Source organism: Escherichia albertii, from assembly GCF_028622335.1.
GTDB classification, from domain to species: domain Bacteria; phylum Pseudomonadota; class Gammaproteobacteria; order Enterobacterales; family Enterobacteriaceae; genus Escherichia; species Escherichia albertii.
In genome coordinates, this window is the sequence record NZ_CP117568.1 from 261,258 (window position 1) to 287,093 (window position 25,836).

Consider the following 25,836-nt stretch of genomic DNA (forward strand, 5'->3'; position numbering starts at 1 on the left):
TTTAAAAGGGAGGTTATACCTCCCTTTCTTTGCAAACGTTAACTTTCTTAGTATAGCAAATCGAATTTGAGGGTATATCCTTATTTACAAATGTAAAAGCACCAATTTTTACATTATCACCTATAGTAATGTTATCTGCGATAATACAGGAGTTCGCTCCAATATTTACATTGTCACCAATGCTAATTCTATTAGTATTGTTGTTTTTTAAGCCAATTGTTGTGTTTTGCCTTATATTGAAGTTTCTACCAATTGTGGCATATCTTGTAATAACAATTCCACTATAATGGCCGATATATAATCCTGGGGCAATTGAAGCGCCTAATTCAATATCTGTATTATATTTAAAAAATAGATTTCTATTTATTTTCTTTCCAATTTTTTTTAGATATTTATTGTCCATATCATATAGATAAGATGCAATACGCCACCAAAAAAGAAATCTACGTTTAGGCTGCCGCCAGGCATGACGGATAGCACGAGACCATGAGAACCGTTTATCTATCCCGCCAATAACTTCAATTAGAAGGCATTCTTTAAGAAAATCGATATCCATGTTTTTCCTTGGTTTTTTATGAAATATCCTGAATTCTTTTTAAGAAGAGTATAAAAAATACAATAGTTGTTGGCAATCTATCATCAAAGGCGTTCGTGTTATTGTACTCAGGAGTTGGTGGAAACTTATTGTGAAAGGGTACACCTATTGCCCATGATGTTACTTTATTGGCTCTTTACATTGGCTCTTTACTGCAGGTTTCCTGCAGGAGACGAATAAAACCGTAGTACGTCGTGTACAAGCATGTGCCACAACTGGTTGATGGATGCTCTAAACTCGACAAATTCACAAAAATTGGAGTTCACCTCAGATTTTTTGTTGCCATATCAGAGTGATGTTTGTTAAGTAAAAAGAGGAGCTCATTCAACAGAGAGATAAATTAATGCCGATAAATCTGGTATCTCATTTGGGAGCTGCAGGGGCTGAACGTTGCCCCGGAAGTCGTGTTTTCTAATATTTGAGAGCCTGGTTCTGTTGGGGAAACTAAATATGCCCTTGATAACATCCAATCTTTCATCAAATGCTGCGTTGCAGAGTATTGAAATATTACGTGAAGCTGTCAGACAAAATCTGGTTACAGATGGCATTACTATAAATGGTCATAAAATAGGCATTCATTATTGTCATCGCCCTGACGTTTTCCTTGTCTCTGGCTGTAAGGACGGAATGTTAAAAATGTTATTAGAGCTAGGACTAAATGGTAGCAATGAGTCAGTAAAAAGACTCCGCACATGGCAACTTTCCGCTGTAATTGATTCTCAGCTGAGTTTTTTACCATTAGGGGTATGTTATAAAATACTTTCAAATTCTTTTTCTGTACAGGCTGAAGAGTGTTTTTTTTCAAAAGAACATCTCAGATGTCCAATAATATTAGACACTCCAGATAGTGGTGTGTTTATAAAGAATTCTGTGATTTCAAATATTTGTAACCTGTATGATAAGAATTCAATGTTAAAATTAGTTATATCTGGTTCTCCACATCCATTAAGTAGGGAACCAATAACAGAAGCAATGATTATAGGAAAAAATGAGTGTTATTTTGACCAGGGCAGAGGGAATTTCATGTTAAAAGAAAATTAATAACATAAGATGTTTATCTCAAAAGAATTAACCTATCTGTATTCGGTATAAAAACACAGCCATGTCATACGTAAGAGCATGTCTGTGGTTATTAGGTGGTTTTAATACTTCTCTTAGCCATTCACAGTTCTGCTCGACACTGTGGCTATTTTTTTTGCTCAATGTCAACAATTGTGTTCTCTTAATTTTATTATAGTTGATATTGATGCTAGAATTCATGACCCATTATTGTCAACAAATACATTTATGAATAACGCTGATTTTAAACGTCCACAATTAACGTTGCCGAATGGAGCAAACAAACTGCTGTTACACTCATGCTGTGCCCCTTGTTCTGGAGCGATTATGGAGGCGATTGAAGCCTCGGGAATTGATTACACTATATTCTTTTATAATCCTAATATTCACCCGCAGAAGGAATACCTTATTCGTAAGGAAGAGAATATTCGTTTTGCTGAAAAACATGGTGTGCCTTTTGTTGATGCTGATTATGACACCGAAAACTGGTTTGAACGTGCTAAAGGAATGGAATGGGAACCTGAACGTGGTGTTCGTTGCACAATGTGTTTTGATATGCGCCTTGAACGCACAGCATTGTATGCCGCGGAACATGGGTTCAGCGTGATTAGCAGTTCGCTTGGAATTTCTCGTTGGAAGAACCTGCAACAGGTTAATGATAGTGGCCGACGAGCTGCTGCGCGTTATCCGGGAATGGTGTACTGGGATTACAACTGGCGTAAGCAGGGCGGCTCATCGCGTATGATCGAGATTAGCAAGCGTGAGCAGTTTTATCAGCAGGAGTACTGCGGCTGCGTCTATTCACTGCGTGATGCCAATATGTATCGTAAATCGCAGGGCAGGCCGCTCATTAAACTCGGCAAGCTTTACTATGGTAAGGAAGACAAATAATGCTACCGCGTGTGTATTTCTTGCTATGAAGGAATTTATAGTACAAAGGTGACACAAAACTGAAACGCATAATGCCTCGCAATGGTCTGCGAGGTTTCACCTGCATTGAGTTATTAGGGAAATGTTCAGAATCTGGTAACGCGATCATCAAAAACATGTAATGCAGTAATTTGTTAAATTCATTAACGGGAGCGTAATGCTCCCGTTGTTTTTACTTAAAAAGTATATTTGAGTCCTACTGTGGTCATAAAGTTGTAATTTTCAATTCCCGCAATATTCTTGCTATAGTCGGAGGCACCGGTATTTTTGTCATATACCGCTGTATCGCCTTTCTTGTTGGTGATGCGATTCCATGAGCCTTCTACAAATACTTTTGCATGTGGAGTTACATAGTAACCAGCATTCGCTGCAATGGAATAATAATTCTGGTTTTTAACTTTGCTGCGGAATGTAATCGCGCGAGCATAGTGCTCGTCGTTATCACTGGCTTCGACCCATCCACTATACTTAAATGAACCGCCAAATTCGAAGTTATCATAACGATAGCTACCGATAAAGCCGATATAAGGCATTTTAAAGCGCTGTTTGTATCCTATTCCTCTTTCGCCATCAGGGAATGACCCCATTTCGTTACGGAAACCGCCGTTCTCGCTATAAATGTATGTGCCCCCTGTAGCATTAAAGCTATAGCGACTCTCCTGATAACCAGCCATAACGCCGAGTTGATATTCTGGCTCATTTAAGATCCAGCCTTTGATATTTAAATCGAATTCATTAGCATAGTTTAGACGAGTATTTGGATGTTTGCTTTCGTCCGTCCATGTCCCGACGTTATGAGGATCCAACCAGTCTTTATCAACCATATTAGAACCGCGGCTATCAATGGTGCTCCACCCATTAGCACCAAGGGATAGCCATGGCATCAGATCCCAATTAATTGCACCTTTAATAATTGCAGCGTTGCTGAATTTCCAGTCGAGTTGACTGACTTTCCGCCCTCCTTCGTCTGGATTATAGACCCGTTCTTTTGTTTTTCCGCTTAGAGTCCCAAGGCTAATGTCTGTACTTATGTTGTCAGGAGTAAATGATATAGCCCCGGTGGAAGCAAAAGAGCTGAGCGCAACAGGAGCGGTCAGAACTATTCCAAGAAGTTTCATTCGCATAAAAAAGACTCCATTCAATCGTGTTTAATGATCAAATGTATATTTTTTATATCTAAGCCAACGAGTCAATTGCATATTATTCTACTGTTTATAATGTGTTTAAGTTTGAATTATTGTCGTAATATAGCGCCTCCAATGTAGTTGAATTATCTAATTATCATGTTTTATATAGTTTATATATTTGCATAGCGTTATGATGTTGGTGTTTTTCTCTGCTTTATTGTGGCGATATTATAAATTATGGTGGAAGACATCTAACGAAAAACCATCATTATGGTAGGTATATCAACAGTATCATTTGGTGTTTTGAACATTCTTTTTTGCTATGTAGAGCTCAGACTATTGCGTATCATCTGGGGGGAAACGATAGATTTAATTGTTAAAGATATAAGAGGCGCCAATTTTTTTTGAAATATTTAATGTTTGTGGCTTAATTATAAAGAATATGTAATCACTACGTATTTTAAATATCGCAACGGGCGCATGGCATACTCGTGGTTTATGTCGCGCAAAATCTTTCCTTTCTATGCTGTCCAGGTGTTTACAATAATGCCGACCGAGGTCGCAACACAGGAAGCACAGAGCAAGCTTCAGGGCTTCACCGTGAAATTTGGGCGAGCGGTATTTAGGGTTTTCTGTTAGTTGATTTTTGAGGTCTTTCAATAAGAGCGTATCGTCTGAAGAGGACTATCAGCGGGCTATTCATAATGGTTAAATAGCATCTTTTTATCAACCAGGAATAAACGACCGGGAAGGGATACTGCGAAGCGTTGGTTTCATCTATGGTTATAGCAGTGTGTGGCTAAAAAATGCTCAATAAATTTACAGTTGGTGCAATTATAGGCAAATAATAAGCCCGTTGCTTCTTGTTACTATTGTTCATTATTTTGTTTGCTATAATTGTCTGAAATTTTAGACGGGATCAACAGTAGTTGCATGAACAATAGTAATAATCTGGATTATTTCACTCTGTATATCATATTCTCAATTGCATTTATGCTACTCACTCTTCTGGTTATCCTTGTCGCAAAACCCAGTACCTGGTTAGGAGAAGTGCTTGTTACCATAAATTTAATCAATGCGCTTATCTGGCTGGCGATAAATCTGGTTAATCGAGTAAGAGGAAAGTTCGTTAGTCACAGGGATCAGCATTAACCCTTCTTTTATGCTGCTACTCTATATGACGGGAAGTATTGTTTTTAATGTTGGTTAAACGACTTTGCGTATCGTGGCGAAGGGCTGGTTGACGAAAGCAATGCTACATTACGCATATTTATTGCATAAGTATTTTTAGTTGAACAGGTGATGAAGTCCATATCTATATAAAAACACCGCGCCGAATATATCGGCGCGGTATTGTATCAACGATTATTTTTTGCCAATGGCACGCATAGTGTCATCAATTGCAGTGATTAACAGCATCTGCGGATCTTTAGCACAAGTCTGATTCAGCTTCTCTACTACTTTTGCACTCAATTCTGGAGATTGTTCGATTTTTAAATCGCGGCTGGCGACACTGGCGTTACCCATCACCGCAACGATATCCGCAACGTGTGCGCTGTCAGTTTTAGCCATTTCATTGGCTTCAGCACAGGTGATATAAGTTTCTGCTGGTAAACCATTTTTAATGTTGTAGTCCTGTGCCCAGCTCATCGGGGCAAAAACAAAAAGACCAGCCAGTAATGCAAATTTTTTCATCATCATTCCTTATTTCATTTTACCCAGGATAGCACCGCCCGTACCGCCAATCACGGCACCTTTGATAGCCCCTTCAAGGCCATTGCCGGTCAGAACGCCAGTGACCGCACCAACGGCGGCGCCGACTTTTGCGCCTTTACGGGCATTTTTACCATCCCGGCCTTTTTCTGTTACCGCACCAACGCCTGCGCCTACAGCTGCACCTTTCAGTACGCCATTAACACCATTGCCAGTCAGTAAACCAACGCCAGCTCCCAACAGAGCACCTTTCGTGGTGCGATTCATATCCGCCATTGCTGGCGCGGAGCAGAACAATATTGAGATAAGCCCGAAGGCGAGTGCTTTTTTCTTCACCTTAGTTGTCCGGTATTAAGTCAGTTGCACACACAATAGTTTCATCTTCAATTAAGATCTGCTTAACTAAAGAACGCTCGCTGTTATTCAGATAATTCAAAAGGAGCGTGCGGGTGATGATAGGATTCATTGTTTTTCATGAAATAAGATAAGTCTTAAATATTTATTAACCGATTGAATGTTGGATTTTTTTTGAGTTCCGTTGCTGCCTGTTAAAGTGTGGTTGCACGAGTGGAAATTTATAAAGATAGTTATGTGATTTATGTGTAAATTGGTGATATTCATCAGAAACGATGATGTAAGATAATTTTAGGGGAAATATATATTATATAAAGGAAATTGCTCATCTGTATTGTTGAAACTGTTCAGATTTTTAGTTTGCCATTTATTTCATCTACCAGACAAACATTACGCTTAAAAAACGCTTTAAGATATGGAATATCATCATTTCATCATGATGTCTGCCAGTTGTAGTGAACACAATACGTTAGCGCTGTCTCTTCAGGATGAATCCCCTGGTCTGTTTCCCGCGGGCTGATGCTACAGCCGGAGTGAAGATCTCTTTAACGTCATTTAGTTTTCACTTTTCAGAGGATGAAATTTATGAACAGGAACAGACCGTATATTTTTCGCCGCACTCTTCTTTCTTTGTTAATACCCTCGTTGATATATTCGGTGCAGGGAAGAGCATATACCCAATACGTCTATGATTCAGTCAGTGATGAGTTCGTTACGGGTCAACAGACTGTTCGTCCGGGGGGAACTACGACGAATAACATTATTTATAGTAGCGGTATTCAATATGTTGAAGGCGGTGCCGCTATTGGGAGTATTCTGCAAGGGGGAGAACAGATTGTACGGCAGGAGGGAGAGGTATATGGAACTATCATTGAGAATGGCGGGACACAGCGTGTAGAGTTTGGTGGTGATAATGTTAGTATTGATAATACGACCATAAATCGCGGAGGCACACAAGTTGTAGGAAATACGGGTAGCGTTGTAACAAATACTCACATTAATTCTGCTGGTGAGCAAAAAGTATATGGTAACGGGAGAGCAGAAAAGACAGACATAAATGGTGGAAAACAGACTCTGGAATTCTCAACGGCTTATGATACGACAATTCAAAACGGTGGAATGCAGTCAGTATTCAGAGAGAGTAGTGCTGAGAAAACGACGATTAATGCAGGTGGAGTGCAAGATGTTCGGGAAACTGGTAGCAAAGCTGTTGATACAATAATTAATTCAAACGGGGTGCAGGAAATACATGATGGTGGAGAAGCACTAACTACTCATATATATGGTGGTGCACAATATATTGATGGGGGTATCGCGGACGATACATATATACACAGCGGCACTCAAAATATAGACCGGGGAGGGAAAGCTACAAATACGTATATTTATAATGGAAAACAGATTGTCAGAGAGAGAGGGACGGCAATAAATACAACAATTCACCAGGGAGGAGAACAAGAGATATATGGTACTGCAAGTAATACAAATATCTATGGTACGCAGTATGTTAATAATGGTGCAATCGCAGATATAACAGTTATTAATAATGGGGGAAAACAACTGGTTAAAACCGGAGGAAAAGCTTTAAATACCACTATTAGTAGCGGCGGTGTGCTGGAGGTCTATGATGGCGCGATAGCGAATGATGTTGACCAAAAATCTGGGGGAGCGCTGATTACGTCGACGAATAGCTCCATCAGCGGTAAAAACAGTAATGGTAAATCATTTTCTGTTAACGCAGGGCACGCAGATTCAGTTGTGCTGGAAAATTCAGGTTTATTGACCGTTAAGGCTACGGGTAACGCTACCAATACGACGATAGGTAGCGGTGGACAGATGACAGTCGAAAATCGGGGGGCAGCAGATAAAACCGCGATCCAGAATGGCGGAGTGTTGAAGATTGATGGGGGAGGAACAGCCACTGGTATTACTCAGGAAGCTGGAGGCGCATTAATAGCTTCTACCGGAACAGGTGTTAACGTCCGTGGTAAAAACAGTACAGGCGATTTCGTTATTGATAATTTTCATGCGGAAAATGCTGTGCTGGAAAATACCGGGACATTGACGGTGATTGCGGGAACGTATGCTGAAAATACGACTATTAATAATAAAGGTGCAATGACTGTTCTGGGGCATGCTGATAATACCGTCATTAATAATGGTGGCTCTCAGGAGATAAAAAATGGTGGTCAGGCCGTAGATACCAAAATATCAGGCGGAACACAAACGATTAATACAGGTGGGTATGCTCGTACTACCACGATTGATACTGGAGGTATGCAAATTGTTAAAGGTGGAAACTCCAGTAATACCTATATATCAGGCGGCTCACAAAAAATTGAGCAAAATGGTATAGCCTACAACACTGAGATTCATAGTGGTGCGCAAATCGTTTACAGCGGTGGAGTTGCAACAGACTCAACGATATTTGAGGACGGTATAGTAGAAATTCAGGCAGGCGGTTCTGCTACAGGAATAAAACAGAATACCAACAGTGTATTAATTGCTACTACGGATGCTAAGCAAATTGATGGTCTCTGGAATGATGATATTCATTTTAGTATTTCTGGCGGGAAAGCAGATCATATTGTACTGGAGAATGGGGGCAAATTAACTGTTGAATCCGGGACATCATCGGCTGACACTTTGGTCGGAATTGGTGGCACGGAGACAGTTAAGACAAATGCGACCGCTACTGGTACGACGCTCAATGGCGGTGTGCAGACCGTTGAAGGTATGGCGGATGGGACGCATGTCAATATGGGAGGGATACAAACTGTTTCTTCAGGCGGCACGGCGACTGACGCCATCGTTAATGGCGGCACGCAAACCGTTGAAGGTACGGCACATGGAACTCTTGTTAACGCCGGGGGAATACAGACGGTATCTGCTCACGGAGTGGCAGACAGTTCCATAATTAAGAGTGGCGCTATGCTGGAGGTGAAAGCCAATGGCACGGCGACAAATGTGGAGCAAAGCAGCGGTGCAGCGCTGAAAACGAGCACAGATAAGACCATCAATATTATTGGTCGCAATGAATACGGTGATTTCCATATTTCCGCTGGGATGGCAGACAACCTTTTGCTGGAAAATGGCGGTAGTTTGTCTGTTTTAGCCGCGACAGAAGCTATTGACACCACCGTTGGCGACGGAGGGATGATGCAATCCCTGGGCAATGACCGCGGGACCACCGTTACTACAGGAGGTCGCTATGCTCTCGGTCGTTCACAGGACGGGGAAACGATAACGTTTGAGTCTCTGGCCCGGGCAGAAGATTTGGATATTGTAGGCGGTTTAGCTACGGTCTATGCAGGAAGTCTGACGGGAGCGACCGTCAGTGGGGCGAAGGGGAGCCTGGTCATCATGAGTCCACAGGATGAGGTGACGCCAGTAACTCTTGCAGGAGCGATTCAGGTCTCGGATCAGGCGCATTTGACAATGGGCTATGGTGCAAACACGTCAGCCGCCGATTTGAGTGTTAGTCGTCGGGGAAGTGCATGGCTCAACAGCGATAAAGCCTGCAGTGGTTCCAGTAATTGCGCTTATACCCTCAACAGCCTGTTGTTGAGTGATGGCGATATCTATTTGTCACAGGCGGCTGCCAGCCAGTCAGGAACGGAAGATATATACAATACCCTGACTACCAATGAACTGTCTGGCAGTGGTAATTTCTATATGCATACCGACGTTGCCAGTTTGCGAAGCGACCAACTAAAAGTGACTGGCGATGCCACAGGGAATTTTAATGTTTTTGTGGCTAATACAGGGGTAAGTCCAAAAACGGGTGATCCGCTGATGCTGGTGACGACTGGGGGCGGAGATGCCGCTTTTACGTTGGGGAATACCGGGGGATTAGTCGACCTCGGGACCTATGAATATGCACTCAAAAGTGATGGCAACCATAACTGGAGCCTGACTAGCGATCTCAATCCCGATCCGAAGCCAGACCCAGACCCGAAACCCAATCCCGATCCGAAGCCAGACCCGGACCCGAAACCCAATCCTGATCCGAAACCAGACCCGGACCCGAAACCCAACCCCGATCCGAAGCCAGACCCGGATCCGAAACCTGATCCAACTCCGGTACCCCATGAGAAACGTATCACGCCTTCAACAGCAGCGGTATTGAACATGGCGGCCACGCTACCGCTGGTATTTGATGCCGAACTGGATAGTGTTCGTGAAAGGCTGAATCTGATGAGGGCGACGGGATATAGCAACAATATATGGGGAACCACCTATACCACTCGTAATAATGTTACGACGGATGCTGGTGCTGGATTTGAGCAAACGTTAACTGGTATGACGTTGGGCATGGACAACCGCTATGCGATAACCGAAGGCGTGGCGACGCTGGGTGTCTTTGTGGGGTATTCGCATTCGAAAGTCGCTTATGATCGTGGTGGCCATGGCAATGTGGACAGTTATGCTCTGGGCGGGTATGCCGCCTGGGAACATGAAAGTGGTTTTTATCTGGACAGCATTGTGAAGCTGAACCGCTTTGAGAGTACGGTAGCGGGGCGGATGAGTGGTGGCGAGTCAGTCAACGGTAGTTTTAACAGCAATGGATTCGGGGGGCATGTTGAAACCGGGATTCGGTTCACTGATGGTAACTGGAACCTGACGCCGTATGTGTCGTTGAGTGGACTCACGGCTGATAACCCAGAATATCGATTGTCTAATGGCATGGAGGCGAAACCGGGTGACACCCGCAGTGTATATCGCGAACTGGGGGCTACGTTGAGTTATACCATGCGCCTGAGGAATGGCGTGGAAGTCGAACCGTGGTTGAAGGCGGCAGCCCGCAAAGAGTTTATCGATGATAACCGGGTGAAAGTGAATAATGACGGTGATTTTGTCAATGATTTGTCGGGCAAACGCGGAGTGTATCAGGCGGGCATTAAAGCCTCATTCAGTAATACACTAAGTGGTCATTTAGGGATAAGTTATGGCAATGGTGCAGGTGTAGAGTCTCCGTGGAACGCGGTGGCAGGGATGAGCTGGTCGTTCTGATAATCCCCTCTCGTAATAGAACTGCGCTTCGGCGCAGTTCTTGTTGTGCACAGAAAACCCCCAGCTAGGCTGGGGGTTCTGGAAAGCTTTCAGCTTTGAGCCAGTTATTAAAACCCCTTTTGATTTGTTAAAACACCTTGCGGTCTGGCAACTGCAAGTGTCAAACAAGAAATCAAAAGGGGGTCCCAATGGGGAACGAAAAGAGCTTAGCGCACACCCGATGGAACTGTAAATATCACATAGTTTTTGCGCCAAAATACCGAAGACAGGTGTTCTACAGAGAGAAGCGTAGAGCAATAGGCAGTATTTTGAGAAAGCTGTGTGAGTGGAAAAGCGTACGGATTCTGGAAGCTGAATGCTGTGCAGATCATATCCATATGCTTGTGGAGATCCCGCCCAAAATGAGCGTATCCGGCTTTATGGGATATCTGAAAGGGAAAAGCAGTCTGATGCTTTACGAGCAGTTTGGGGATTTGAAATTCAAATACAGGAACAGGGAGTTCTGGTGCAGAGGGTACTACGTCGATACGGTGGGTAAGAACACGGCGAAGATACAGGATTACATAAAGCACCAGCTTGAAGAGGATAAAATGGGAGAGCAGTTATCGATTCCCTATCCGGGCAGCCCGTTTACGGGCCGTAAGTAAGGAAGTTGGATGCAAATGTCAGATCGTGTGCGCCTGTTAGGGCGCGGCTGGTAAGAGAGCCTTACAGGCGCATTTGAAAAACCTCCGGCTATGCCGGAGGATATTTATTTTATTTCACGTAAGGTACAACGTCCGGGAAAGAGAAGCTAAAAAAACCCCGCCAGTTACGGCGGGAAACCTCATCCTATGGGAGAACAATGAATAATGAAATTGCGGGTATATCATTACGCAGAATGCCCACTTTCACCATAAGGTTAATTACTCAGGCTACCCTAAATGCTCTGTTTTGTTCAGGAGTCGGGAAGAGCATCAATTGATACAAAGAGGGGAGGATGATGACAGAAAAATATAATTTAATATGATTAATAACATTTGATAATCAAAAGAATATAAAAATAAAAAAGGCAGAAGTCATTCTGCCTTTTTTATGAGTCTCATTTTATAGCGCGTTTATTTCAGTTCTTCTGCTTCCGGCAAGGTCACATTAAGCTCAAGAATAGAAATATCGCCATCTTTTTGCTCAAGTTGCACCGTCACCATCTCGGGATCAATTTGTACGTATTTACAAATGACCTCAAGAATATCTTTGCGCAACTGCGGAAGATAGTGTGGCTCCGCATCGCTACGACGGCGTTCAGCGACAATAATTTGTAGCCGTTCTTTGGCAATGTTGGCCGTATTCTTTTTTCGCGAGAGAAAGAAATCGAGTAATGCCATGACTTATCCTCCGAACAAGCGTTTGAGGAAGCCTTTCTTTTCTTCTTCAACGAAGCGGAAAGGACGTTCTTCTCCCAACAGACGCTCTACGGTATCTGCATAGGCTTTACCCGCGTCGGCGTTGATGTCGAGAATTACCGGTTCACCCTGGTTAGAGGCGCGCAATACTGATTGATCTTCCGGGATCACGCCGACGAGTTTGATGCGCAGGATCTCCAGCACATCTTCCATGCTCAGCATGTCCCCTCTGCTCACGCGGCCTGGATTGTAGCGCGTCAACAGCAGATGCTCTTTAATCGGCTCTTCACCGTTTTCAGCACGGCGTGATTTCGATGCCAGAATGCCTAAAATACGGTCGGAGTCGCGGACGGAAGAGACTTCCGGGTTGGTGGTAATAATAGCCTCGTCAGCAAAATAGAGCGCCATTAACGCACCGGTTTCAATACCCGCCGGGGAGTCACAAACGATAAATTCAAAATCCATCGCTTTCAGATCATCAAGAACTTTAGCGACGCCTTCGCGAGTAAGGGCATCTTTATCGCGTGTTTGCGATGCCGGAAGAATGTAGAGATTATCAGTACGCTTATCTTTAATTAGCGCCTGATTTAGCGTTGCATCGCCCTGGATGACGTTGACGAAATCGTAAACGACCCGACGCTCACAACCCATAATCAGGTCGAGGTTACGCAAGCCGATATCAAAATCTATCACGACAGTTTTCTTTCCCTTCTGGGCCAAACCAGTGGCGATGGCCGCGCTGGAGGTTGTCTTGCCAACGCCCCCTTTGCCCGAAGTAACAACAATAATGCGTGCCATAGAAATTCCTTGTTAAAAAGGGATCAATTTAACGATTGAACAGTCAAAGCGTTTTCGACTAATTGCAGTCGTGCCGCTTTGCCATAAAATTCTGCTGGGATTTTATCACTCAGCCAGTATTCACCTGCGATAGACACCAGTTCTGCCATCAGGTTCGTACAAAATATTTGCGCTTCCCGATCGCCGCTCGCCCCGGCCAGTGCACGACCGCGCATCATGCCATAGACATGAATATTACCATCGGCGATCAGCTCTGCGCCTGCACTCACATGGCTTGTAACAATCAGATCACATTGTGGAGCATAAATGCGTTGACCGGAACGCACCGGAGTGTCTATTAAGCGCGTTTTTGTGATCGGAGTTGTGTTTTGCGTTGATGCCTGAGGGGTAGGGCGCGGTGCTTTCTCCTTTCCTTCAGTCAGGATTGGCAGCCCCATTTTTTCGATTTCTGCTTTCAGTTGTGCATCTTTGCAGCCACTGACGCCAATGATCCGTAAGCCCGTTGCTGAGACAGCCTTATGCATAGCTGACCAGTTTACTTTTTCCTCAAGAGCACTGACGTTGAGTACGATGGGAGCATGCTTTAAAAATGCGGGAGCCTGAGCGATTTTGTCTTCCAGCGCCTGATGAATAACCTTAGGTTCTGCCTCATGCAGATGAACCACAGATAAGGTGAAGCTACTACCTTTAAGCTCGATTGGCGTGTTTGACATCCTGGCCTTACTCAATTAGCTATTTATCATCGCCAGCGCGCGATGATATTCCGAAGACGATAAGGCATGTTATAGTCTGGATTATATTGAGGCAAGTCACCCCCCCATTTATTCAGAGTAAAATTATGTTTTGTGTGATCTATCGAAGCAGCAAACGCGACCAAACCTATTTATATGTCGAAAAAAAAGACGATTTTTCACGTGTTCCAGAAGAACTGATGAAAGGTTTTGGTCAGCCCCAATTAGTGATGATTCTGCCGTTGGATGGACGGAAGAAACTGGTGAATGCCGATATTGAGAAAGTCAAACAGGCATTAACTGAGCAAGGCTATTATCTTCAGTTACCGCCCCCGCCCGAAGATTTGCTTAAGCAGCATCTTTCCGTTATGGGACACAATATAGACAACACTGACAAATAACCGGACTCCGGCGGCGGCATTATATTTGTCGGTATGAGGCGTAATATCTACGATAAGGTGAGGGAAGCGTTATGTATCAGCATCACAACTGGCAAGGCGCGCTGCTGGATTATCCAGTGAGTAAAGTGATATGTGTAGGTAGTAACTATGCCAGACATATCAAGGAAATGGGCAGTGAAGTGCCCGAAGAACCCGTGTTATTCATTAAACCGGAAACTGCGCTGTGTGATTTGCGCCAACCGTTGGCGATCCCATCTGATTTCGGTGCAGTTCATCATGAAGTCGAACTGGCTGTGTTGATTGGTGCGACGCTTCGCCAGGCCACGGAAGAGCATGTGTGTAAAGCCATTGCCGGTTACGGCGTGGCGCTTGATCTGACATTGCGTGATATTCAGGGCAAAATGAAGAAAGCTGGGCAGCCATGGGAAAAGGCAAAAGGATTTGACAACTCTTGCCCACTTTCTGGGTTTATTCCCGCCGCTGAGTTTACGGGCGACCCACAAAACACGTCGCTGGGCCTTAGCGTGAACGGGATAGTTCGTCAACAAGGCACAACGGCGGACATGATCCACAAAATCGTGCCGCTGATTGCTTATATGAGTAAGTTCTTTACCCTCAAGGCCGGGGACGTTGTACTAACAGGCACGCCTGACGGCGTCGGCCCTTTACAGAGCGGTGATGAACTGACGGTCACTTTCGATGGGCATTCTGTGACAACTCGCGTTTTGTAATACTTTTTGCCGCCGGAAAGGGGCGGCAAAACTTGCATCGAGGTGCCAGACTGGTTATAAGGTGCGTTTTAACGTAATGGCGGAGCACCTGATGAGCGATGTACCTTTCTGGCAAAGTAAGACCCTGGATGAAATGAGCGATGCGGAATGGGAATCGTTATGTGATGGTTGCGGTCAGTGCTGCCTGCATAAATTAATGGATGAAGACACTGACGAAATTTACTTCACTAATGTCGCCTGTCGTCAGCTTAATATAAAAACTTGTCAATGCCGGAATTACGCACGTCGTTTCGAATTCGAGCCGGATTGCATTAAATTAACCCGTGAAAATCTCCCTACGTTTGAATGGCTGCCGATGACCTGTGCTTATCGTTTGCTGGCAGAGGGGAAAGATTTACCCGCGTGGCATCCATTACTTACCGGTTCAAAAGCAGCCATGCATGGCGAACGCATTTCAGTGCGTCATATCGCGGTGAAAGAGTCGGAAGTGATTGACTGGCAGGACCATATCTTAAATAAGCCTGACTGGGCGCGGTGAGCGCCTGAAACAAAAGCGATGACTGGTTAATCGTTTTGTGTATGGGGCATCGTCGGACATCAGAACTGAAATTTGCCTTCGGAATTGCCTGTTGATTACCATTGCTGTCCGGCCTCTCTTTTCTGTAGATGTTATGAACCCTCCGGGCAAAAATATGCCCCATTGATATCGTAATGAAGTTTGGGGTCACCATGATTCATTCGTTTTACAATGGTTCATATCTACTATTTTTTATTAGTGGATTATTATGCTATCAGGATGGTTTTTATGTTTGGACGAATAAACACAATTCTTTTGCTGGATATATTGGCAGCAGAATCAAAAATGGGGCGTAGAAACGCCCCCTAAAATAAAAGGTAATATATAACAGAAGGTTTATGTAGTTAGAAGCAAGATAATGCTTCTTAAGAAAGTGGCTTAAGGGAGCCACTCATATGTTGGGGAGGTTAGACCTCCCACAACATATCTTTTAGTAACCAGATTAGAACTGGTATACCATACCTACAGCTACGATGTCGTCAGTGCTTACACCGAGTGCTTTAGTGAAGTTGTTTTCATCGAGCAGATTGATTTTGTAATCAACAAAAGTGGACATGTTTTTGTTGAAGTAATAGGTAGCGCCGACATCAACATATTTGACTAAGTCTTGATCGCCCCATACTCCAAGATCTTTACCCTTAGATTGCAGGTAAGCAACAGACGGGCGCAGGCCGAAGTCGAACTGATATTGTGCAACTGCTTCGAAGTTTTGTGCTTTATTAGCAACAAAGCGATCTGCAAAAACGGTCATGTTCTGGGTTTCAGAATAGGTCGTCGCCAGATAAACGTTGTTTGCATCATATTTCAGGCCGGCAGCCCAAACTTCTGCATTTTTGCCGGAAGCAAATACTTCAGGGAGAAGTTTTCCTGCGTTGACTTGCGTGTCAGTACGATCGGATTTTGCATAAGCTGCACCAACGCCAAAGCCTTCGTATTCATAAGTTGCAGAGAAACCGAAGCCATCGCCGTTACCTTTGGTGTAGTTATCTGCACCATTACGATCATTCTTACCCTGGTACTGTGCAGCAAAATTCAGACCATCAACCAGACCAAAGAAGTCATTGTTACGATAAGTTGCAACACCAGTTGCACGCTGAGTCATGAAAACGTCAGTTTGAGTCCAGGTGTCACCACCGAATTCAGGCAGCACGTCAGTCCACGCACCGATATCGTAAGCCACACCGTAGTTACGGCCATAATCGATAGAACCGTAATCGCCGAATTTCAGACCTGCGAATGCAAGACGTGTTTTATCTTTGGAAGAACCTTGTGATTCAGCGCGATTGCCCTTGAATTCATATTCCCACTGACCAAAACCAGTCAATTGGTCGTTGATTTGAGTTTCGCCTTTGAAACCCAGACGAGCATAAGTTGTGTCGCCATCATCTGCATCGTTAGAGGAGAAGTAATGCTTGGCATTAACTTTCCCGTATAGATCCAGTTTGTTGCTATCTTTGTTATAAATCTCTGCTGCCTGTGCAGACATCGCCATCAGAATTGATGCAGCTACAGCAGAAATTGCCACTGTTAGTTTTTTCATTGTGAGTCCTTTTTTTGAACTATTTTTTTAAATGGTGCCACTGCATGCCAATATTCATCTAATCAATATGGGTATTTCAAGAACCAGGTTTTATCTGGTGATTTAAATTGTGAATTTGATCTCCATTTTTTTGCTCATAATTTTCTCTTTCTGTTATATAAGCCTATTTTTTAGACGGGGGGGATCGCTAGCACGGATATATTAATTGCAGGTATTTATGCTCTTGTTATAGTTTTTTAGCATAATTTTAATATGATAAAAATAACGACAGAAATTATTTGTTGGTTATTTATCGGGTTTTAAAATTTGTGTCTGAGTGTTTTTTATACGCGTGATATCCACTCCGTGCTGTACGATAAATGTGCAGATGAAAAAAGTAAAAAAGAATACAGACGCGAAATACGTTGGAGACAGGGCTTGTCAGTTGGCGATGGATTCGATAGTGAAAAGAAGCGCGGCTGTCGGATTGGAGCCGCGGGACAAGGTCCAAAATTTTCCAAGAGTTGTTGAATTTCCCAGCTTTTTGAAAGCTGTGTGTATCTTACTAATAAGTAAAAGAGGTTTAAACTAAATAATTAACCGTATTTTTGGGTAAGGCTTATCGACATTTCATTACAACATTTTCTTCACATTTTTATGTTGCTCAAATTAAAGGCATCTACAGGGGCTTTGTACTTCGCTGATACAATTATGGGGGCTGGGGAAAAAGAGCGGACAGGAACTCCGGTAACTTGATGTTGAGCCAGGCAAAATTTAAACAAACGGTTAGAAAAGGTTGGTGACTCGTTGGGATATGAGGCGTGAAGCCTGTTTGCAGAAGCAAAGATGGACAGATTAACCGACAGAATGTGTTGCCCATATTGATGGGCAACACATTCTTTTATTGTGCACAGAAAACCCCCAGCTAGGCTGGGGGTTCTGGAAAGCTTTCAGCTTTGAGCCAGTTATTAAAACCCCTTTTGATTTGTTAAAACACCTTGCGGTCTGGCAACTGCAAGTGTCAAACAAGAAATCAAAAGGGGGTCCCAATGGGGAACGAAAAGAGCTTAGCGCACACCCGATGGAACTGTAAATATCACATAGTTTTTGCGCCAAAATACCGAAGACAGGTGTTCTACAGAGAGAAGCGTAGAGCAATAGGCAGTATTTTGAGAAAGCTGTGTGAGTGGAAAAGCGTACGGATTCTGGAAGCTGAATGCTGTGCAGATCATATCCATATGCTTGTGGAGATCCCGCCCAAAATGAGCGTATCCGGCTTTATGGGATATCTGAAAGGGAAAAGCAGTCTGATGCTTTACGAGCAGTTTGGGGATTTGAAATTCAAATACAGGAACAGGGAGTTCTGGTGCAGAGGGTACTACGTCGATACGGTGGGTAAGAACACGGCGAAGATACAGGATTACATAAAGCACCAGCTTGAAGAGGATAAAATGGGAGAGCAGTTATCGATTCCCTATCCGGGCAGCCCGTTTACGGGCCGTAAGTAAGGAAGTTGGATGCAAATGTCAGATCGTGTGCGCCTGTTAGGGCGCGGCTGGTAAGAGAGCCTTACAGGCGCATTTGAAAAACCTCCGGCTATGCCGGAGGATATTTATTGCGAACAATATACCCGAGCTTCCAGCGGTGTATAAATGCCAAAGGTGATAAACCCGAGCAGACCATTCATGAATGTTTGCTGGGTTTCTGTTTTAACGACATTTTCTGCGCCGCCGCAAATTTTTGCCGCATCAACAGTTTTCTCTTGTCCAATTCCTGAAACGAAGAAATGATGTGTGATGGTTGCTTTTGGCGTTACCGCTGTAGGTTTGTTTCCAACAGTAAATGTCTGTTGAGCACATCCTGTTATAAGCATTGCCAGAGCGGCAGAGAACAACATTTTTTTCATCTTATTATCCCAGTGTTGTCAAAAACGGCAGAATCCTATGTGACAATAACTAAACAGTAGTTAAATGGATCGGTAAAAATTAAATTCATAAAGATGATTGAGCAAGTTAACGAAGGGAGTAGAGCTACGGGGATTTTCCCCGCGCCAGCATCTGTCTACTTCTGCCGGTATGTTTTGATATTGAGAAGATAATGACGGGGATACCCCCGTCAGCTTCTGTTTACTTAATCTGTATGTTGACGTTATATTTTTTAGCTTTGTTTTTACGCGCGTCATTACGCGTTTGAAGAACTCTCAGTTCATATTTACCAGTCGCGGGAAGGGTGTACTGACCGTTGTCATCAAGTTCAGGAGAATATCTGGACAAATCAACAGAGTCGCTAATGCCTGGTCCGAAGAGGACAATATCAGCACCCTCATTAGAGATACTTACGTGTACCCTTTGGTCTTTATGGGCATAAAAATGATATGTGTCGTAATCATATCCTTTTATCTCACCCGAGTACTGAGCGCTGCTGTGGCCTTTCTTGAACTCGACATTTATATCCTTACCAGCAGCAAAGCCCGTTGAGGTTAGCAGTGCAAAAAGAAAAACGGCTTTAGTTATACCCTTGATTTTCATATGTGATCTCCTCTGTCAGGGGGATAAAGACGAGTTGTTATAATATAACAATATCTCGCTGCGCTTTTCCAGGAACTTTTCCGGTAATCCGGCTGGAGTTGCGGTAGTTCTCAAAGCTAATAATGAATCATGACATCTTGTTGAAGGCTATCGGAGGAATCGGTATATGATGCGGCTTCCGGGGCGTTGCTATTTATTACACTTTCAGGAGAATATCGCCTTGTTATCCCTAAGGAAATGATAAATAACTTAATGAATATTTAATATGGAGGAGAAAGTTTCACTTCTCATTATTGGGAGAAGAATTATGTGTTGCTGCAAATACCTCTTTGGTTTCGGAATTTGAATACTCTGTTTTGTCTGAATAAAAAAGCCCGCTGGTGGAGCGGGCAGAAGAATGATTAATTATTTTTAATAGGAACATTGTGTTTCCTCTAAAACGTATACTACAAAAATATGGAGAAATTATGGAGTAGCTGTCAGGTGGCTACAGAATCGCCAGGTGTCAATACAAAACAATACATTTCTTTACATAGTTGTTTTTTTATGAATACTACTAAGGGAGGATTAACGAAATGAAATAAGCAGGGTATGTATGAATATATTTGAGCAAACACCACCGAACCGTAGACGTTACGGCCTTGCAGCATTTATCGGGCTGATTGCCGGTATTGTCTCAGCATTTGTTAAGTGGGGGGCTGAAGTTCCGTTGCCACCTCGCAGTCCTGTAGATATGTTTACCGCAGCATGTGGTCCTGAATCATTAATCAGGGCAGCCGGGCAAATTGATTGCTCGCGTAATTTTCTCAATCCACCATATATTTTTCTTCGGGATTGGTTAGGGCTGGCAGACCCAAATTCGGCTGTTTATACCTTCGCCGGACATATTTTTAACTGGGTTGGTGTAACGCACATAATCTTTTCGATAGTTTTTGCTGTTGGTTATTGTGTGGTAGCCGAAGTCTTTCCCAAAATTAAACTTTGGCAGGGCTTGTTGGCGGGCGCTTTAGCTCAACTTTTTGTTCATATGATTTCTTTCCCTCTCATGGGACTTACTCCACCGCTGTTTGATCTTCCGTGGTATGAGAATGTATCTGAAATTTTTGGACATTTAGTATGGTTCTGGTCCATTGAAATTATTCGTAGGGATCTGAGAAACAGAATTACTCATGAGCCTGATCCAGAAATACCTCTGGGGACAGCAAGATAACAAGTCTCTCACTTAACTAAATGGCGCAAATTCTGCGCCATTTTTTTATACTGAAGCCAGAGATATCGTGTGCTGAGCGGCGTTTCAAACAGACATTCTTGAATTTGCGACGGTGATTGCACTGCGCTATACAACGTGAAGTTATGATTTACTGCGGGTCAAGGGCGAATCGTTATTAGCGGGAAAAACAACACTGGCGCTCCAGGAGGAGCGCCAGATAAATTACCGACCAAACAGGTCGCGTTTTTTCGCTTTAAACAACTGGGAGATGACTACCAGTATAGCGACAATCAGGTAGGCAACAAAAATACCGAGCAGCCACTGTGGCATTTCCAGCCCTAAAAACTCCCATTGACGTTCGGCGCAATCGCCAGAGGCGACAAACACTTGCGGTACCCATTTATCCAGTGGCAGCCAGTCCGGGAAACGAACCATAAAGTCACAGGTCATAAACGGTGAAGGATAGAGCTGGAGCATGGTGTGCTCGTAAGTTAACTGCACGCCGCGAAATGCGCTATACAGCCAGATAATCATCGCAACATAACGTAGTGGAGTTTTAGGGGCGATAGCGCCAATCAACGCGGCACCCAGAACGCCGAATAACGCGCAGCGTTCATAAATACAGAGCACGCAAGGTTTTAGTAACATCACATGCTGGAACCACAGCGCCGTCAGTTCCAGCGCCAGAGCAGTAAACGCCATCAACAGCCACGCACCCCGGCCCTGTGAACATTGGTTCAAAAATCGCAACATAATAATTTCCCTGCAATATGCATAGAGTGCGCAGTTTAAACCAATTCATTCGTTGCGCCACCAGGGGGAATTAAAAATAGAGCGTAATTGAACAATTATCGGACGAAAAAAACAACCGGGCATAAATATACCCGGTAAGTTGTTATCAAAGCGTTGCTATCCAACCCAATTGCATAAACCATTCGGTTACAGGTGCAAGCGTAAACTCAACGCAAAACAGCCCGACGAGGGTCAGTACGAGGGTATAAGGCAGGGCCATCCACACCATGCGACCATAAGAGAGGCGAATCAATGGCGCAAGTGCCGAAGTCAGCAGGAACAGGAATGCCGCCTGTCCGTTTGGCGTGGCGACAGAGGGCAGATTGGTCCCGGTGTTAATAGCAACTGCCAGCAGTTCATATTGTTTCAGCGTAATTGCACCGCTCTCCATAGCTGCTTTTGCTTCGTTGATATAAATCGTCCCTACGAAGACGTTATCCGAAATGGATGACAGCAGACCGTTGAAAATATAGAACAACGACAGTTGCGCATGTTCCGATGCCTGCAAGACAAACTGGATAATCGGCGAGAATAATTGCTGGTCGATAATGACTGCGACGACCGAGAAAAAAACCGTCAACAGTGCGGTGAAGGGCAGAGATTCAGTGAAGGCTTTGCCGATAGCATGTTCATCGGTTACACCGGTCAATGATGTCGCCAGAATAATTACCGACAAACCAATCAGGCCAACTTCCGCCAGGTGCAATGCCAGCGCAATCACCAGCCAGACGCCGATAATCGCCTGAACAATCAGACGAATTTTATCCTGACGTGTACGCTGTTGGCGGCTTTGATCGTCAAATTGCTGCAGTACCTCGCGAACTTTCTCCGGCAGCGTTTCGCCATAGCCAAACCAACGCAGTTTCTCTACCAACAGGCACGTTAACAGACCGCAAATCAGAACCGGAACGGTCACTGGAGACATGCGCAGGAAGAAATCGCCAAAATGCCAGCCAGCAGCTTTGGCGATAATCAGATTTTGCGGTTCGCCCACCATGGTCATCACACCGCCTAATGCGGTACCGACGCCTGCGTGCATCATCAGACTACGCAGAAAACCACGGAACTGTTCCAGAACAACTTTGTAATGTTTGTCGATATGGCTATCGTCTTGCAAGTCGGTATCTTCAGGGCGGGAAGAGACCACACGGTGATAAATACCATAAAACCCGACCGCGACGCTGATTACCACTGCTACTACGGTCAGGGCATCAAGGAATGCAGAGAGAAACGCCGCAGCCATACAAAAAGAGAGTGATAACAGCATCTTGGAGCGGATGCTAAGCAGCAAGCGAGTAAAAATAAACAGCAATAGCTGCTTCATAAAATAGATGCCTGCCACCATAAACATCAGCAGTAGCAAGACTTCAAGATTCGCCGCCACCTCTTCGCGGACATGCCCCGCGCTGGTCATGCCGATGAATACGGCTTCGATAGCCAACAAACCGCCGGGTAGCAGTGGGTAGCATTTCAGGGCCATCGCCAGCGTAAAAATAAATTCTGCTACCAGCAGCCATCCTGCAACAAAAGGGCTGATGAAGAAAATTAACGGGTTAATAATTAAAAAAACGATGAGGGCAAGTTTGTACCAGTCAGGTGACTGACCCAAAAAATTGCGCCATAACGCGCGGCCCCAGGAGATCTCCATGATGGTTTCCCTTACCTTAGAAATAATCAATGATGTTTTTATGTTAGAACACAAAGCTTAACGGTCAGGGGGGAGTGAGGCAAGTCTTGATGGTCTGGAGAAAAGAGATGCAGAAAATGAAGCCTTGATCCCTTTTTTCTTCTTTTTGTCTGCTATCAGCGTGATTAGCCCTCTGGTATGATGAGTACAACTTTGTTTTGCTGTGTTATGGAAATATCACTATGGTCATTAAGGCGCAAAGCCCGGCGGGTTTCGCGGAAGAGTACATTATTGAAAGTATCTGGAATAATCGCTTCCCACCCGGGACTATTTTGCCCGCAGAACGTGAACTTTCAGAATTAATTGGCGTAACGCGTACGACGTTGCGTGAAGTGTTGCAGCGTCTGGCACGAGACGGCTGGTTGACTATTCAACATGGTAAGCCGACGAAGGTGAATAATTTCTGGGAAACCTCAGGGCTTAATATTCTTGAGACGCTGGCGCGACTCGATCACGAAAGTGTGCCGCAGCTTATTGATAATTTGTTGTCAGTGCGTACCAATATTTCGACTATTTTTATTCGTACTGCGTTCCGTCAGCATCCCGATAAAGCGCAGGAAGTACTGGCGACGGCCAATGAAGTGGCCGATCACGCTGATGCTTTTGCCGAGCTGGATTACAACATTTTCCGCGGTCTGGCATTTGCTTCCGGTAACCCGATTTACGGCCTGATCCTCAACGGGATGAAAGGGCTGTATACACGTATTGGTCGTCACTATTTCGCTAATCCAGAAGCGCGTAGTCTGGCGCTGGGCTTCTACCACAAGCTTTCGGCATTGTGTAGTGAAGGCGCGCACGATCAGGTGTATGAAACAGTGCGTCGCTATGGACATGAGAGTGGCGAGATTTGGCACCGGATGCAGAAAAATCTGCCGGGTGATTTAGCCATTCAGGGGCGATAATCTTTCCATACTGATGACAAACGCATAATTGCCTGATGCGCCTGGCTTATCAGGCCTACAATATATTGCATTTGCGATACTTTGCAGGCCGGACAAGGCGTTTACGCCGCATCCGGCCAAAATGAACCCTCCTCAAATGAGGAGGTTTTTTTACAGATTGCCCATTCTCGGCGGGCAACGTTCCAGCAACTCTACGCTACCGTCTTCGTTTTGCTGTTCCAGCATCACGTCAAATCCCCACAGGCGATGCACATGCTTCAGCACCTCTTTACGCCCCCGATCCAGCGGTGCGCGGTTATGCGGAATGTAACGCAGCGTCAGCGAACGGTCGCCGCGCAAATCCACATTCCAGATCTGAATATTCGGCTCCACATTGCTTAAGTTATATTGCGACGATAAACGGTTGCGGATCTCCCGATATCCTTCTTCATTATGAATAGCGGAAATTTCCAGATAATTATGCCGATCGTCATCCAGCACGGTGAAGAAGCGGAAATCACGCATGACCTTTGGCGACAGGAACTGGCTGATAAAACTCTCATCTTTGAAATCACGCATCGCGAAATGCAGCGTCTCCAGCCAGTCGGAACCGGCGATATCCGGGAACCAGTATTTGTCTTCTTCCGTCGGCGACTGACAAATCCGCTTAATATCCTGAAACATCGCGAAACCGAGAGCATACGGGTTAATGCCGCTGTACCACGGACTGTTGTAAGGCGGCTGGAAGACCACATTGGTATGGCTGTGCAAGAACTCCAGCATAAAACGTTCGGTTACTTTCCCTTCATCATACAGATGGTTAAGGATGGTGTAGTGCCAGAAGGTTGCCCAACCTTCGTTCATCACCTGGGTCTGTTTTTGCGGATAAAAATACTGGCTTACTTTACGCACAATGCGCAGGATTTCACGCTGCCATGATTCCAGTAGCGGCGCATTTTTTTCCATAAAATAGAGCAGATTTTCCTGCGGTTCGGACGGATAGCGGCGCGCTTCAGCAACCGTTTTCTCTTCCTCGCGCTTCGGCAGGGTACGCCACAGCATATTGACCTGACTTTGCAGATACTCTTCGCGACTTTTCTGCCGGGCTTTCTCCTCCTGGAGAGAGATTTTTTGCGGGCGTTTATACCGATCCACGCCGTAGTTCATCAGCGCATGACAGGAGTCCAGCAGTCTTTCGACTTCATCAACGCCATAACGCTCTTCGCATTCGGTAATGTATTTACGGGCAAAAATCAGGTAATCGACAATCGAGCTGGCGTCGGTCCAGCTACGGAATAAGTAGTTGTTTTTGAAGAAAGAGTTGTGGCCATAACAGGCATGTGCCATCACCAGCGCCTGCATGGTGATGGTGTTTTCTTCCATCAGGTAAGCGATACACGGGTTAGAGTTAATGACGATTTCATAGGCCAGCCCTTGCTGACCGTGTTTATACAGACGCTCGGTTTCAATAAATTTTTTGCCGAACGACCAGTGCGGATAGTTAATCGGCATCCCGACGCTGGAGTAAGCATCCATCATCTGTTCTGAGGTGATGACTTCAATCTGGTGCGGGTAGGTATCCAGCCGATAGAGTTTCGCCACCCGGTCTATTTCTGCCAGATAAACATCCAGCAGGTCGAACGTCCAGTCAGGACCATCGCTCAAACGCGTGGTGTCCTTATTCATAGAATCGATCGTCGCCATACGCGCACCTCATTGTTGTCGGTACTCTCTGTGTGGAGGACCTCATTTCAAGCATAGAACACGGGTTAAAAACCGCGTCGCAGGAGAATTTTTTTCTTTGCGAT

At 44.6% G+C, this 25,836-nt stretch carries 25 protein-coding genes and 1 pseudogene; 12 read left to right on the forward strand and 14 right to left on the reverse strand.

Annotation, left to right across the window (positions count from 1 at the left end; genetic code table 11):
* Positions 1–13: 13 nt before the first annotated feature.
* On the reverse strand, positions 14–556 hold the full coding sequence (locus tag PS053_RS01280) for a serine acetyltransferase (protein WP_000350439.1): 543 nt from the start codon (positions 554–556) through the stop codon (positions 14–16).
* Positions 557–1,045: 489 nt separating this feature from the next.
* On the opposite strand from PS053_RS01280, the gene PS053_RS01285 reads away from it, so the two are divergent.
* Positions 1,046–1,636, forward strand: coding sequence for a T3SS effector NleG family protein (locus PS053_RS01285; RefSeq protein WP_059241914.1), 591 nt, complete (start codon positions 1,046–1,048; stop codon positions 1,634–1,636).
* Between the two features lie 246 nt (positions 1,637–1,882).
* On the forward strand, positions 1,883–2,545 hold the full coding sequence (locus PS053_RS01290) for an epoxyqueuosine reductase QueH (protein WP_059235805.1): 663 nt from the start codon (positions 1,883–1,885) through the stop codon (positions 2,543–2,545).
* 215 nt (positions 2,546–2,760) lie between these two features.
* Here PS053_RS01290 and PS053_RS01295 read toward each other — a convergent pair whose 3' ends face one another.
* The gene (locus PS053_RS01295) at positions 2,761–3,708 is read right to left on the reverse strand and encodes an omptin family outer membrane protease (protein WP_001242395.1); all 948 of its coding nucleotides are present in this window, start codon (positions 3,706–3,708) and stop codon (positions 2,761–2,763) included.
* Positions 3,709–4,644: 936 nt separating this feature from the next.
* On the opposite strand from PS053_RS01295, the gene ymgF reads away from it, so the two are divergent.
* On the forward strand, positions 4,645–4,863 hold the full coding sequence (gene ymgF / locus PS053_RS01300) for a cell division-associated protein YmgF (RefSeq protein WP_001065864.1): 219 nt from the start codon (positions 4,645–4,647) through the stop codon (positions 4,861–4,863).
* Between the two features lie 213 nt (positions 4,864–5,076).
* Here the strand turns inward: ymgF and PS053_RS01305 are convergent, their stop codons facing one another.
* From PS053_RS01305 to PS053_RS01315, 3 genes and pseudogenes are all read right to left on the reverse strand, one after another.
* Entirely contained in the window at positions 5,077–5,412 is a 336-nt protein-coding gene (locus PS053_RS01305) for a YmgD family protein (RefSeq protein WP_000979973.1), read from the reverse strand.
* A gap of 3 nt (positions 5,413–5,415) precedes the next feature.
* Positions 5,416–5,760, reverse strand: coding sequence for a YMGG-like glycine zipper-containing protein (locus PS053_RS01310; protein ID WP_000725791.1), 345 nt, complete (start codon positions 5,758–5,760; stop codon positions 5,416–5,418).
* Between the two features lies 1 nt (position 5,761).
* Positions 5,762–5,896, reverse strand: a pseudogene (locus PS053_RS01315) (hypothetical protein); the annotation flags it as partial.
* Between the two features lie 297 nt (positions 5,897–6,193).
* Here PS053_RS01315 and PS053_RS01320 point away from each other — a divergent pair.
* The 3 genes from PS053_RS01320 (at position 6,194) to tnpA (PS053_RS01330) (ending at position 11,438) form a co-directional block, all read left to right on the forward strand.
* Complete coding sequence (locus PS053_RS01320) at positions 6,194–6,298, forward strand: hypothetical protein (protein ID WP_000455704.1); 105 nt, start codon at positions 6,194–6,196, stop codon at positions 6,296–6,298.
* A gap of 65 nt (positions 6,299–6,363) precedes the next feature.
* Positions 6,364–10,791, forward strand: coding sequence for an autotransporter outer membrane beta-barrel domain-containing protein (locus PS053_RS01325; RefSeq protein ID WP_107192253.1), 4,428 nt, complete (start codon positions 6,364–6,366; stop codon positions 10,789–10,791).
* Positions 10,792–10,979: 188 nt separating this feature from the next.
* Positions 10,980–11,438, forward strand: coding sequence for an IS200/IS605-like element IS200C family transposase (tnpA, locus tag PS053_RS01330; RefSeq protein WP_000526135.1), 459 nt, complete (start codon positions 10,980–10,982; stop codon positions 11,436–11,438).
* 450 nt (positions 11,439–11,888) lie between these two features.
* Here tnpA (PS053_RS01330) and minE read toward each other — a convergent pair whose 3' ends face one another.
* Genes minE through minC form a run of 3 tightly spaced genes read right to left on the reverse strand, consistent with a single transcriptional unit; the run spans position 11,889 to position 13,684 of the window.
* A complete protein-coding gene (gene minE / locus PS053_RS01335; protein WP_001185665.1) occupies positions 11,889–12,155 on the reverse strand; it encodes a cell division topological specificity factor MinE in 267 nt (88 codons plus the stop codon).
* A 3-nt stretch (positions 12,156–12,158) separates the two neighbouring features.
* Positions 12,159–12,971, reverse strand: coding sequence for a septum site-determining protein MinD (gene minD / locus PS053_RS01340; RefSeq protein ID WP_000101044.1), 813 nt, complete (start codon positions 12,969–12,971; stop codon positions 12,159–12,161).
* Between the two features lie 23 nt (positions 12,972–12,994).
* A complete protein-coding gene (minC, locus tag PS053_RS01345; protein ID WP_002462028.1) occupies positions 12,995–13,684 on the reverse strand; it encodes a septum site-determining protein MinC in 690 nt (229 codons plus the stop codon).
* Between the two features lie 125 nt (positions 13,685–13,809).
* Between minC and PS053_RS01350 the strand changes: the two genes are divergently transcribed.
* The 3 genes from PS053_RS01350 (at position 13,810) to PS053_RS01360 (ending at position 15,372) form a co-directional block, all read left to right on the forward strand.
* A complete protein-coding gene (locus PS053_RS01350; protein WP_024164782.1) occupies positions 13,810–14,103 on the forward strand; it encodes a YcgL domain-containing protein in 294 nt (97 codons plus the stop codon).
* A gap of 71 nt (positions 14,104–14,174) precedes the next feature.
* Positions 14,175–14,834, forward strand: a complete 660-nt coding sequence (locus PS053_RS01355; protein WP_044717099.1) for a fumarylacetoacetate hydrolase family protein — start codon at positions 14,175–14,177, stop codon at positions 14,832–14,834.
* A 91-nt stretch (positions 14,835–14,925) separates the two neighbouring features.
* On the forward strand, positions 14,926–15,372 hold the full coding sequence (locus PS053_RS01360) for a YcgN family cysteine cluster protein (RefSeq protein WP_024164783.1): 447 nt from the start codon (positions 14,926–14,928) through the stop codon (positions 15,370–15,372).
* Between the two features lie 481 nt (positions 15,373–15,853).
* Here the strand turns inward: PS053_RS01360 and ompC are convergent, their stop codons facing one another.
* Positions 15,854–16,951, reverse strand: coding sequence for a porin OmpC (ompC, locus tag PS053_RS01365; RefSeq protein WP_000737250.1), 1,098 nt, complete (start codon positions 16,949–16,951; stop codon positions 15,854–15,856).
* A 1,028-nt stretch (positions 16,952–17,979) separates the two neighbouring features.
* Here ompC and tnpA (PS053_RS01370) point away from each other — a divergent pair.
* On the forward strand, positions 17,980–18,438 hold the full coding sequence (gene tnpA, locus PS053_RS01370) for an IS200/IS605-like element IS200C family transposase (protein ID WP_000526135.1): 459 nt from the start codon (positions 17,980–17,982) through the stop codon (positions 18,436–18,438).
* A 104-nt stretch (positions 18,439–18,542) separates the two neighbouring features.
* Here the strand turns inward: tnpA (PS053_RS01370) and iss are convergent, their stop codons facing one another.
* The gene (gene iss, locus PS053_RS01375) at positions 18,543–18,836 is read right to left on the reverse strand and encodes an increased serum survival lipoprotein Iss (RefSeq protein ID WP_000738417.1); all 294 of its coding nucleotides are present in this window, start codon (positions 18,834–18,836) and stop codon (positions 18,543–18,545) included.
* Between the two features lie 220 nt (positions 18,837–19,056).
* Complete coding sequence (gene pliG / locus PS053_RS01380) at positions 19,057–19,458, reverse strand: g-type lysoyme inhibitor PliG (RefSeq protein WP_256879168.1); 402 nt, start codon at positions 19,456–19,458, stop codon at positions 19,057–19,059.
* 595 nt (positions 19,459–20,053) lie between these two features.
* On the opposite strand from pliG, the gene PS053_RS01385 reads away from it, so the two are divergent.
* Positions 20,054–20,668, forward strand: a complete 615-nt coding sequence (locus PS053_RS01385; RefSeq protein WP_001019911.1) for a YagU family protein — start codon at positions 20,054–20,056, stop codon at positions 20,666–20,668.
* Between the two features lie 222 nt (positions 20,669–20,890).
* On the opposite strand, the gene dsbB is transcribed toward PS053_RS01385, so the two are convergent.
* Positions 20,891–21,421, reverse strand: a complete 531-nt coding sequence (dsbB, locus tag PS053_RS01390; RefSeq protein ID WP_059214767.1) for a disulfide bond formation protein DsbB — start codon at positions 21,419–21,421, stop codon at positions 20,891–20,893.
* Positions 21,422–21,566: 145 nt separating this feature from the next.
* Complete coding sequence (gene nhaB, locus PS053_RS01395) at positions 21,567–23,108, reverse strand: Na(+)/H(+) antiporter NhaB (protein ID WP_000406418.1); 1,542 nt, start codon at positions 23,106–23,108, stop codon at positions 21,567–21,569.
* 221 nt (positions 23,109–23,329) lie between these two features.
* Here nhaB and fadR point away from each other — a divergent pair, with 221 nt between their 5' ends.
* Positions 23,330–24,049 carry a fatty acid metabolism transcriptional regulator FadR gene (gene fadR / locus PS053_RS01400; protein WP_000234823.1) on the forward strand — a complete coding sequence of 240 codons (720 nt, stop codon included), beginning with the start codon at positions 23,330–23,332 and terminating at the stop codon, positions 24,047–24,049.
* Positions 24,050–24,199: 150 nt separating this feature from the next.
* Here fadR and PS053_RS01405 read toward each other — a convergent pair whose 3' ends face one another.
* Positions 24,200–25,732: a SpoVR family protein gene (locus PS053_RS01405; protein WP_044707922.1), complete on the reverse strand. Its 1,533-nt coding sequence runs from the start codon at positions 25,730–25,732 to the stop codon at positions 24,200–24,202.
* Between the last annotated feature and the right edge of the window lie 104 nt (positions 25,733–25,836).